An 11,327-nucleotide genomic window follows, 5' to 3' on the forward strand; every position below is an offset into this window, starting at 1 on the left:
CGCGCTCAGTAGCCGCTGAGCAGGCGGCGCAGCTGGCCCAGGGTTTCGGGTCCGGCGTCGCTGCAGATCCGCGAAGGGTTCCCGGGGCGACGACCCCACAGCAGTAGGACCCGCGCGGCAGCATCGGTTTCCAGGGTGGCCGGGCCTTCGGGCCCGGCCATTCCGATGTAGGTGTGGTCGGCGTCGGCGGTGACGACGACGTCGTCGCCGCCGGGGACCCGCAGCCGGCCTTCGATCCGCTCACCCTCGCGTAACCCCTTGGCGCCCTTGGCAAGCAGCGGGCGCCCGACCGCGGTGACGCTGTGCGTGGTCATCCACGGCTCGGCCAGCCGCGCCTGCGCGGCCGGATCGTCGCCGGTGATGTCCCAGCAGTGCAGGACCAGCTCTTCGCGCATGTGCTCGGCGAACCACGGCACCTTCATGGTGCGACCGGTCCACGCGACGTCCGTGTCCGCCGGCACGGCGTCCGCGGCCGTCGCGACGTCGTTCAGCGTGGCCATCCGCTCGTGCAGCGCGTCCCACAGCTCGGCGTCGCCGAGGGCGCGCAGGGGCCCCTCCCGCTCCTCGAACCCGCGGGTGCCGACGGGGTTTCCCTCCAGGTGCGCCTGCAGGACCCGGGCCAGCTCCTCGGCGTTTCCGGCCTGGTGGATGACGACGTCGCGGACCGTCCAGGCTTCGCACCAGGTGCCGGTGTCGGGCCGGCGCTGCTGCACCGCGTCGAGGAAGGGCCGCCATTCGGGGAATCGATCGTGGTCGATGTGTCGTTTCACGGCGTCCGGTATACCCGCCGCCTCTGACAACTAAGCCGCGAGCGGGGCGTACGTGGTGGTGCGCTGGCGCGCCGGGCGACCGATGCCTTGGGCGATCGCCGCCAGCTCCGCGACGGTCTTCGACGATCCGTGCTCGGAGCCGGCCATCCGCGAGATGGTCTCCTCCATCAGCGTGCCGCCCAGGTCGTTGGCGCCGCCGTTGAGCATCACCCGCGTGCGTTCGACACCGAGCTTGACCCAGCTGGTCTGGATGTGGGAGATGCGGCCGTGCAACATGATCCGCGCCAGGGCGTGCACGGCCCGGTTGTCGCGGTGGGTGGGCCCGGGCCGCGCCGCGCCGGCCAGGTACAGCGGCGAGCTCTGGTGCACGAACGGCAACGGCACGAACTCGGTGAATCCGCCGGTGCGGTCCTGAATGTCGCGCAGGACGTTGAGGTGGCCGACCCAGTGCCGCGGGCTGTCGACGTGGCCGTACATCATCGTCGACGAGGATCGCAGGCCGACCTCGTGCGCGGTGCTGACGATCTCGATCCACATCGACGTCGGCAGCTTGCCCTTGGTGAGCACCCAGCGGACCTCGTCGTCCAGGATCTCGGCGGCGGTGCCGGGGATGGTGTCCAGCCCGGCCTCGCGCAGGCTGATCAGCCACTCGCGGATGCTCAACCCGCTCTTGGTCACGCCGTTGGCGATCTCCATCGGGGAGAACGCGTGCACGTGCATCGACGGCACGCGGGCCTTGACCGCGCGCACCAGCTCGGCGTAGCCGGTCACCGGCAGCTCGGGATCGATCCCGCCCTGCATGCACACCTCGGTGGCGCCCTCGACGTGCGCCTCCCAGGCGCGGTCGGCGACCTCTTCGGTGGACAGCGAATATGCGTCGGCGTCGCCCTTGCGCTGCGCGAAGGCGCAGAACCGGCAGCCGGTGTAGCAGATGTTGGTGAAGTTGATGTTGCGGTTCACCACGAAGGTGACGTCGTCGCCGACCGTGTCGCGCCGCAGCGAATCCGCCAGCGCCGCAACCGCATCCAGCGCCGGGCCGTCGGCCGTCGCCAACGCCAGGTACTCGTCGTCGGAGCAGCCGGCGGGATCGCGTTCGGCCGACCGTAGGGCGGCCAGCACGTCGGTGTCCAGGCGTTCAGGCGCTTTGGCGCCCTGCGCGCCCAGCTCCTGCACGCGGTCCCGGATCGATTCCCAGTCGCCGAACGCGCTGTCCAGGTCGCTGCGTGCTTCGGTGTTGCGGCCTTCGGTGTCGATCGCCGCATGCAGGTCGACCCGGCCGGCGGACTCCACGTCGTCGGGCTCCTGCCACGGCATGCCGACCGGGTTGACGTCGCGGGCCAGGCCGGTCCGCGGATCGGCAAGCGCGGCAACGTGTCCCCGCACCCGCGGGTCGATCCACGCCGCGCCGGCCTGGACGTACTTGGGCTGTGCGGTCAACCGCTGCACGAGGTCGTATCCGGCCTCGGCGGTGATCGCCGCCAGCTCATCCAGCGCGGGCCACGGCCGTTCGGGATTGACGTGGTCGGGGGTCAGCGGTGAGACGCCGCCCCAGTCGTCCACGCCGGCGCCGATCAGCGCCAGGCACTCCTCGCGCGAGACCAGGTTGGGCGGCGCCTGGATGCGCATCCCCGGCCCGAGCACCAAGCGCGCGACCGCCACGGTCGCCAGGTAGTCCTCGATCCCGGCGTCCGGAACCGCGGCCATCGCGGTGTGCTCCTTGGCCCGGAAGTTCTGCACGATCACTTCCTGGACATGCCCGAACTCCTTGTGCGACTTGCGAATCGCATGCAAGGTGTCCGCGCGTTCTGGCAGCGTCTCGCCGATGCCGACGAGCAGCCCGGTGGTGAACGGAATGGACAACCGCCCGGCGTCGGTCAGCGCGCGCAGCCGCACCGCCGGGTCCTTGTCCGGGCTGCCGTAGTGCGCAAGGCCTTTCGTCTCGAACAGCCGCCGCGACGTGGTCTCGAGCATCATGCCCATCGACGGCGCCACCGGCTTGAGCCGCGACATCTCCGACCAGCTCATCACGCCGGGGTTCAGGTGCGGCAGCAGCCCGGTCTCCTCGAGCACCCGGATGGCCATCGCCCGCACGTACGACAGGGTCGAGTCGTAGCCCCGCTGGTCGAGCCAGTCCCGGGCCTCCGGCCAGCGGTCCTCGGGCCGGTCACCGAGGGTGAATAGCGCCTCCTTGCAACCCAGTTCGGCCCCGCGGCGGGCGATGTCGAGGATCTCGTCGGGCTCCAGGTACATGCCCGCGCCCTGGGCGCGCAGCTTGCCGGGGACGGTGACAAAGGTGCAGTAATGGCAGGTGTCGCGGCACAGGTGGGTGACCGGGATGAAGACCTTGCGGGAATAGCTGATCGGCAACCGGCCGTTCGGCCCGCGCCGCCCGGCCGACTCGAGGCCCGCGTCGCGCACCCGCGCCGCGCTGGCGCACAGATCGGCGAGATCCTCGCCGCGCGCCGTCATCGCGACGGCCGCCTCGTCGAGGTTCAGCGCGACCCCGTCCCGGGCCCGCCGCAGCACCCGCCGCAACGCCGACGCGCCGGCCTTGGGGGGAACGACAGGGCTGGGCAGAACGACGGGCTCCAGAGGCTCCGGTGTTCCCGGTGTCAGTGGCACGTTGGTGTAACTTCCCCACGCTCGAATTTCATCCGCCCGGCCCAAACCTGTGAAAGCTTGGGCAACGGTGCCATACGCGCAACAGTAGCGCCAGGCTGCGGCCGGCCCGAGGTCGACATCCCGGCCCCGGGGACGCCCCCGCTGCCCTTAGCTATGTGTTTGGCGGACTTGGCCGCTAACCAGCGGCGATCGCGTTACCATCCGTCGTATCTCAGAGAGGTGCTAGATGTCGTTCCTATTCGCCGACCCCGAGGCGCTGGCAGCAGCGGCTTCGGACCTGTTCGGCATCGGATCGACGCTCAGCACGGCCAATACCGCGGCGGCGGCCCCGACCAGCGCGGTGGCGGCGGCCGCCGCTGACCAGGTATCGGCGCAGGTCGCGGCGTTTCTGTCCGAGCACGGGCTGGGATATCAGCAGATCAGCGCGCAGATCGCCGGGTTTCACGAGCAGTTCGTCCAGGCGCTGAGCGCCGGTGCCGGCGCGTATGCGGCGGCCGAGGCCGACGCGGCGCAGAACCTCGCGGGTGCGGTGAACGCACCCGCCGCGTCGCTGCTCGGCGGCGGTGGCACCGGCGTCGCCGGCGTCGCCGGTGCGGCCGCGGTGGCCGGCGGAGCCGTGTCCGGTGCGGTGAACCAGGTCGAAAGCGTCGTGGCGGGCTCCACCAATCTCCTGGGCGGCGGCGCGGGGGCGCTCGGCGCCGGGCTGCTCGGCGGCGGCGCCCAGGCCGTCGCCGGCCAGGCCGGCGCGGCGATCAACGCCGTGTCGGGGGCGGCCGTCAACGCCGTCTCCGGTGCGATGACCGAGGTCGAAAGCGTCGTGGCGAGCTCCGCCAATCTGCTGGGCGGCGCCGGGCTGTTCGGCGGCGTCGGCCAGGCCGCCGCGCTGCTGCTGGGGCCCACGGGCGGGATAAGGGCTCTGACGGCGGCCAGCGCGCTGCTCGCGCCGGCCGCGGTGACCAACGCCGCAGCGGTGTCGGCGGCGAACGCATTCGCCCCGATCGCCCAGTCGATCGAGAACGCCTACCTGCTGATCGAGCCGTACGTGCAGTACGGCTTCGAGCTGGCCTCCTACGCGGCGGGCTGGCTGCCCTGGATCGGCTGGATCGTGGCCCCGCAGATCATGTACTTCTACAACCTGTTCGAGCCCATGGTGCAGAGCGGCCTGTTCAACATCCTGGACTGGCTGGGCGGCACCATCACCTTTGCCCAGGGCCTGAACAACTTCATCAACGCCACCACGGCGTCGATCAACTACTTCATCCAGACCGAGATCAACTGGTTCCTGAGCTTCCTGCCGCCGCTCCCGCCGCTGCCGCCGTTCTTCCCGTAACGGGAGCCCGTCAGCGCCGGCGCCCGCGCCGCATCAGCACCCACATCGGCGGGGCAACGCCCAGCAAGATCAGCAGCAGGGCTCCGTACGCCATCAGCCCCCGGCCGCCCAGGATGACGTCGTCGGCGGGCCCGCCCATGCTCATCACGGCCACCGTGAGCAGCCAGGTCCACAGCGGCAGCGCGGCCACCCGCGCGGACTTGGTCCACAGCCCGGCGGCCCACACCAGTGCCGCGTTGAGCAGCCCGCTGAGCAAACCACTGATGGGGAACGGAATCGAGCCGAGATAGGTAGGCAGCAGGAGCGCGCCGGCGAGTGCCGACAGGATCCCGTCGACGGCCAGCAGCGCCAAGACAACGAAACGAATCGCGGGATCTGTCGCGCCGCCGTCCTCGGCGGACGCGGCGCGCGGCTTGGTTTCGGTCAGGTCGGAACGCTGTCGATGTTGGCGAGTATCGAGCCGATGACCCACTGCAGGCTGTCGAGGCGGTCCTGCCAGTGCTGCTGGTTAGGGTCCAGGTCGGGGTCCATGCGAATTCCTTCCGTGGCTGCCTGTTTCGCAGCCTACCGCGCTGCGGCCGCGGTGAAACCCAGCCCCGCGAGCAGATCCGTCTCCCAGCCGCGCCCGTCGCGCTCGCCCGCGGCGCCGCCCACCAGGACGTAGTGCTCCTCGGCGACGATGGGCAGCGCCATGTTGTTCGACAGGGCGCAGGCCCGGCCGGTCGGGCCGACGACGACCTGCGTGGCGTGCGCGGCGAGGGCGGCCCTCTTCGCGGCGAGCGCTTCCGGGTCCGCCTCGACGACGGCGTCGATGTCGGAGTCGGCGTAGCCGAAGTCGAACTCCTCGTGGGGCGGAATGGCCCAGTCGGCCAGCAGGTCTTCGCGACCCAGCGCCCGCCAGCCGGCATGGAATGCGCTCTCCGCCAACACCGTCCAGTAGAACTTCGGCACCGCCCAGGGCTCGCCGGGGTAGTCGTCGGCGGAGCCGGCGGCGGCGACGGCGGCCGTCGTGACGGTGTGGGCGTGAATGTGGTCGGGGTGGCCGTAGCCGCCGTTGGGGTCGTAGGTCACGACGACGTGCGGGCGCTGCGCGCGGATGATGGCGACCAGCGCGCCGACGGCCTCGCGCTCGTCGGCGTCGATGAACCGCTCGCGCCGCCGCTTCGGGGTGCCCTGCATGCCCGAATCGCGCCATCGTCCCGCGCCGCCGAGATAGAGGGGCCCGCTGACGCCGAGCGCCCGCAAGGCGTTGGTGAGCTCGCCGATTCGGTAGCCACCAAGTTGGTCCGCCTGATCGACGGCGAGTCCGGCCCACAGCTCGCCGATGACCTCGCCCTCCTCGCCGAGGGTGCAGGTGACGACGCGCACCTGCGCGCCGAGTGCGGTGTAGTGGGCGATGGTGGCGCCGTTGCTGAGGCTCTCGTCGTCCGGGTGCGCGTGGACGAACAGCAGCCGCGGAGTCTCGGGCATGGACGCACCCTACCCCGGAGGCGAGCGGCGGATAGGAACGCGGGCGGCTACTATCGAGAAATGCCGCAGCTAACCCAGGACCGGAGCAGCACCCGGAGCCGCCGACGTGGCGAAGTGCTCGAACGTGCGCTCTACGAGGCCACGCTGGCGGAGTTGGCCGAAGTCGGCTACGGCGGGCTGACCATGGAAGGTATCGCGGCGCGCGCCCACACCGGCAAGGCGGCGCTGTACCGGCGCTGGTGCAGCAAGCACGATCTGGTGCACGCCGCCCTGGTCTATGCGCTGCCGCCGATGCCCGAGCTGCGCTCCGGCCGGTCGGCCAGGGAGAACCTGCTGGCCATGTTCATTTCGCACCGCGACATGCTGGCCGGCAAGACCACCTTCCCCGGACTGGACGTCGTCCATCAGCTGCTGCACGAACCGGAGATGCGCATCATCTTCGCCGACGCCGTGGTGGCGCCGCGCTTGGAGATTCTCGAATCGATCCTGCGGTCCGCGGTCGACGACGGCGACCTCGATCCCACCACGATCACGCCGCTGACCGCGCGGGTGGGACCGGCGTTGATCAACCAACACTTCCTGCTCACCGGCGAACCGCCGACCCGGCGGGACCTGGCGATCATCGTCGACACCGTGATCCCGCCGCGCGCGACGGCCGACTAACCCAGGATCAGGCCGGCGAAGTCGGCACCGGCGGCCAGGCTTTGGTCGAAGATGCCCTCGATGCCGCCGATGTTGCCGCCGTTGAAGACCTGCCCCGCGGTACCGGTCAGCAGCGTGCTGATGGCCGGCGTCTGGACACCGCTCAGGAAGCTGTTCACCGTCTGCTCGCCGGTGCCCAGGATCAGGTTGCCCACATTGAAGAGCCGGTTCAGCCCGCCGTTGAAGGCGACCGGGGTCCCGAAAGTGCTTGTCTCCCAAGCCAGCTCGTTGGCCACCAGGTTGGTGTTGAAGCCGACCTCCGCGGGAATCAGGTTGGCCAGGAAGTTGACCTGCCCCGAAGCCAGGCCCTGCAACCCCGCGGTGGGCGCCGCCACCAGCGCCACCCCGAGGTTGGGCACCCCGGCCAACAGCGATCCGTTGAGCGCCGCGGTCAGGGAAGCCTGCAGGCCGGCCGCGTTGATCCCCGCCGTCAACGCGGCCTGCAGGGAGCCGTTGCCGGTCAGCGAGGTCGCGACCGCGCTGATGACGTTGAGGTCCCACAAGAACTTGGTGTCCAAGGCACCGAGGAAGCCGCCCAGGGTGCCGCCGGCGATCAGGTTGGCCGGGGCGCCCATGGCCAGGCTGGCCAGGATGGCGCCGCCGGTCGGGAGTTGCGCGCCCAACAGGCTGTCGAAGGTCACCTCGCCGGTGCCCAGCACCGTGTTCCAGAAGTTGAAGAAGCTGTCGATGGAGCCGCCCACGGCGCCGACGCCGCCGAACAGGGCCGTCTCCAACGCGGTCTCCTGGGCGACCAGGGCGCCGTTGAAGCCCAGCTCGTTGGTGATCAACGCCCCGTTGAAGCCCAGCTCCATCGCCTGCAGCTGGGCGAGGAAAGCGGGCACGTTCGGCGCCGTCAGGAGCACCTGCCAGGGCGCAACCAGGTTGGCGAACAGGGTGGGCAGCCCGGCGAGACCGAGGCTGAGGCCCCCGTTCAGCGCGACATTGAGCTGGGCGCTGAGCCCCGACAGGCCGGCGGTGATGCTGGCGCCCAGGCTGGGGCTGAAGCCGAAGGCCCCGCCCAGCGCCGCCAGCGCGGCGTTCAGGTTGGTCGGCAGGGTGAAGCCGCCCACCAGCGCGGGCAGGCCGGCGCTGAGGTTGCCGATCAGCGACCCGCCAGTCTGCAGGGCACCGGACAGGGCGGCGCCGAGACCCGACAGGCTGCCCCCGAAGCCGCCCGACAGCGCGGCGTTGATCGCGCCGCTCAGTCCCGGCAGCCCGGCGGACAGGCTGCCCGCCAGGTTGGACAGCCCGGCGTTCAGGCTGGTCGCGAGCGCCCCGCCGGTCTGCGCCAATCCCGCAAGGCCACTGTTGATGTCGGCGGCCAGGGTCGCGCCGAGGGGGCCCAGCCCCGAGAGGCTGGCGCCGAGGCCGCCCGACAGGGCGGCGTTCAGGGAGGCGTTCAACCCGGAAAGCCCGCCGCTGAGGCTGGCCGCGAGGCCCGGGAACGCGAGGCTCAGGCCGCCGATGAGGCCGGGCAGCCCGGCGCCGAGGCTCGCCGCGATGGCGTTGGCGGCCTGGATGGCCCCCGACAGTTCGGCGCCGAAGTCGGTGGCAAACATCGAAGCGAGCGGCCCGAACCCGGCGAGGTCGGCGCCCAGGGCGCCCGACAACGCGGCGTTGACCGAGGCGTTCAGCCCGGAAAGTCCGCCGCTGAGGCTGGCCTGCAACCCCGGCAGCGCGGCGTTGAAGCCGCCCGCCAGACCGGACAGGCTGGTGCCGATGTTGGTGGCCAGCGCCCCGCCGGTCTGCGCCAGCGCCGTCAGGCCGCTGTTCAGGTTGGTTGCGATCGCCGCGCCCAGTGGGGCCAGTCCCCCGAGGTTGGCCCCGAGGCTGCCGCTGAGGCTGGCCGACACCGCGGCGTTCAGCGAGACACCGAGCGCGTTGAGATCGGCGCTCAGGCTGGCGCCGAGGCCCGAGAGCCCAGCACTCAGGTCGAAGCCGGCCGCGGGCACCGCGCTCGCGAGTGTCTGCACAACGTTTACCTCGGCGGCCGCATAGCTGCCCGCGCCGGTGGTCAAAGTTTGGACGAACTGCTGGTGGAATAGCGCCGCCTGCGCGCTGAGTTGCTGGTAGCCCGCGGCATGCGAAGAAAAGAGCGCGGCAATTTCCGCCGAAACCTCGTCCGCGGCCGCGGGCAGCAACACGGTGGTCGCCGCGGCCGCCGCGCTGTTGGCGGACCCGATGGCCGAGCCAAGATTCGCCAAATTGCTTGCCGCATCGGCGATTAGCTCCGGCGCTGCGATGAGAAACGACACACTGACCTCCCCGGTTCACCACACCATGGTCGCTATACCCCCGTCGCCCGATCGGGCGGGTGTCGCGATGGCCGCAGCGTATCGAAATGGCGAGCTGAAAACGGTCGTTTGCACCAAGCAAGTTTGCGGATACGCGTTTCGATTAATTCGTCATAAATTCGTTACTTTCGAGCCACGCGATGCGTCACATGTCCATTCGTAGAAAATGGACGTTTTCAAATTTCGTAGAAATGCTCGGTTAGGGACCGGTTTTGATCCATTGGCCGGCATCGCCGACGATGCCGACCGGTACCGCACCCGTCAGGCTGACGTTCTGCACGCTGGGCCCCGCCGCGACGATCGTGGTGTCCTGCAGGATGGGCAACACCGTCGACATGTTCCACAGCCGCGGCTCGACAGCGGTGATCACGTCGTTGATGTTCTTGGTGCCGTTGAGCGCGGCGTCGATATTCGACTGGATGCTGCGGTCGCAGATTCCGGTGAGGTTCGACGGCGCCTGCACCAGCGCGCCGGGCTCGGGCGGCCGCGGGGCCGGCGGCGCCGGCGTCGGGGTCAACGGAGACGTCGCCGGAGTGGTGCCCGGGCCCCCGGGCGGCGGGCCCGCGGCGGGCGTGGTGGTCGGCGTGCTCGACGGCGACACCGTCGTCGTCTGCAGCGCGGGGCACCCGTAGCGCGAGGCCAGCAGGGTCGCCAGGTTTCCGCCGGCCCGATGCCAGCCGACGATCGCGTCGACCTGGTTGTTGGTCAGCGCGTCGCGGTACAGCGTCACCGGGTCCAGCGCCAGCACGGTCGCGTCGATGCCGACGTTGCGCAACTGGTCGGCGGCCGTGTTGGCCACCGCGACCGAGGTCGGGTCGTTCGCGGCCACCCCGATGGCCAGCGTCAGCGGCTGGCCGTCCTTGGTGATCCGGCCGCGGATGACCTCCGTCGGCCCGGGGCCCGCCAAGGTGGGCGACGGTGACGTCGACGGGTTGGACTCGACGTGATAGCCGGACGCCGAGAGCAACGCGAGCGCCGCGGGCGTGGTCATCGCGGGCGGGGCCGTCGGCTCGTAGCCGGGATCGCTCGGCGAGCGGATCTGGGCCTGGTCCAGCGTGACGGTGTTATCGCTGCCGGCACCCACGGCCGCCAGCAGGTCGACGTCGAGCAAACCCAGGATCGCCTTGCGGACCTGCGCATCGGACAGCTTCGGCTCGCTGGCCCGCAGCGTGAGCTGCATGACCCGCGGCGTGACGATCCGGGCGGTCCGCACGTCCGGGATGGCCGAGAGCTGGGCGAAGGCCGCCGAGCCGCCGTGCACCTGGGCCACCTGCGTGTCGCCGTTGCGCACGGAATCGGCCAGCGCGGCCGGGGCGCCGGCGCGGCGGAAGAGGATCAGCGCGGGTTTGGCGGGCGGGCCCCAATAGCGGTCGTTGCGGGCGATCAGGATCTCGTCGCGCTGCGGGTCGATGCTCTCCACCCGGAACTGGCCGCCGGTGACCGGCAGCGTGCGGGCCAGCCCGGCGAGGAAACCGCCCGGCACGTCCTTGATGATGTGCGCCGGCAGGATGTTGCTGAATAGCTCCTTCCACGCCGGATACGGCTGCGCGAAGGTGACCACGGCCTGCTTGCCGCCCTCCAGCGACTGCACGCCGGTGATCAGGTCGTATCCCGCCGGGTCGACCACGCCGGGCTGGCTGACCATCTGCCGCCACAGATACCAGAAGTCGTCGGCGGCGATCGGGGCGTTGTCGGTCCACTGCGCCTCGGGCCGGATCTTGTAGGTCACCGTGAACGGGCTCTGGTTGGTCACCTCGGCCGACACCAACAGGGTCGGGTCCATCTCCCAGCGCGAGCCCGTCGGGGTGTTGGGGTCGGGCACCGGCCGAAACGCGCTGGGCAGCACCAGCGCGCTGATCGCCGCGTTGACCGGCGACAGGTCCGAAAGCAGATGGGGATTGAACCCGGCGCCGATCGAGTCGATGCCCATGATGATCTGGGTCGGCCGCTGCGGCGGCGGCGCCGAATTATGGGGCGTGTCGGTGCTCTGCGGCGCCGGCGGCGGGTTGACCGTGCACGCCGCCAACACCACCCCGAACAGCGAGACCACCGCGCCGACCGTCAGGAACAGGCGGCGGGCTGGTCTCGGCACGCCCATCAGGGTATCGAGCAGGCGCCCAGCCGCCCGCCGGGCCACGC

At 70.8% G+C, this 11,327-nt stretch carries 8 protein-coding genes; 2 read left to right on the top strand and 6 right to left on the bottom strand.

The window, feature by feature from the left end:
- Positions 1–5 precede the first annotated feature (5 nt).
- Both AWB89_RS05320 and AWB89_RS05325 read right to left on the bottom strand, forming a co-directional pair.
- Positions 6–770, bottom strand: a complete 765-nt coding sequence (locus AWB89_RS05320; RefSeq protein ID WP_085172106.1) for a maleylpyruvate isomerase N-terminal domain-containing protein — start codon at positions 768–770, stop codon at positions 6–8.
- Between the two features lie 30 nt (positions 771–800).
- Entirely contained in the window at positions 801–3,392 is a 2,592-nt protein-coding gene (locus tag AWB89_RS05325; RefSeq protein ID WP_085172108.1) for a bifunctional FO biosynthesis protein CofGH, read from the bottom strand.
- 226 nt (positions 3,393–3,618) lie between these two features.
- On the opposite strand from AWB89_RS05325, the gene AWB89_RS28240 reads away from it, so the two are divergent.
- A complete protein-coding gene (locus AWB89_RS28240) occupies positions 3,619–4,722 on the top strand; it encodes a PE family protein (RefSeq protein ID WP_085099768.1) in 1,104 nt (367 codons plus the stop codon).
- A 10-nt stretch (positions 4,723–4,732) separates the two neighbouring features.
- Here the strand turns inward: AWB89_RS28240 and AWB89_RS05335 are convergent, their stop codons facing one another.
- Together AWB89_RS05335 and mshB are read right to left on the bottom strand one after the other, a co-directional pair.
- Positions 4,733–5,194: a hypothetical protein gene (locus AWB89_RS05335; protein ID WP_085099765.1), complete on the bottom strand. Its 462-nt coding sequence runs from the start codon at positions 5,192–5,194 to the stop codon at positions 4,733–4,735.
- A gap of 92 nt (positions 5,195–5,286) precedes the next feature.
- Positions 5,287–6,192, bottom strand: coding sequence for an N-acetyl-1-D-myo-inositol-2-amino-2-deoxy-alpha-D-glucopyranoside deacetylase (gene mshB / locus AWB89_RS05340; RefSeq protein WP_085172109.1), 906 nt, complete (start codon positions 6,190–6,192; stop codon positions 5,287–5,289).
- A 60-nt stretch (positions 6,193–6,252) separates the two neighbouring features.
- Between mshB and AWB89_RS05345 the strand changes: the two genes are divergently transcribed.
- Complete coding sequence (locus AWB89_RS05345; protein ID WP_085172110.1) at positions 6,253–6,855, top strand: TetR/AcrR family transcriptional regulator; 603 nt, start codon at positions 6,253–6,255, stop codon at positions 6,853–6,855.
- Here the strand turns inward: AWB89_RS05345 and AWB89_RS28245 are convergent.
- Complete coding sequence (locus AWB89_RS28245) at positions 6,852–9,149, bottom strand: PE family protein (protein ID WP_085172111.1); 2,298 nt, start codon at positions 9,147–9,149, stop codon at positions 6,852–6,854. The genes AWB89_RS05345 and AWB89_RS28245 overlap by 4 nt on opposite strands.
- 238 nt (positions 9,150–9,387) lie before the next feature.
- On the bottom strand, positions 9,388–11,286 hold the full coding sequence (locus AWB89_RS05355; protein WP_085172112.1) for an ABC transporter family substrate-binding protein: 1,899 nt from the start codon (positions 11,284–11,286) through the stop codon (positions 9,388–9,390).
- Positions 11,287–11,327: the final 41 nt, after the last annotated feature.

Source organism: Mycobacterium paraense (genome assembly GCF_002101815.1).
Lineage (GTDB): Bacteria > Actinomycetota > Actinomycetes > Mycobacteriales > Mycobacteriaceae > Mycobacterium > Mycobacterium paraense.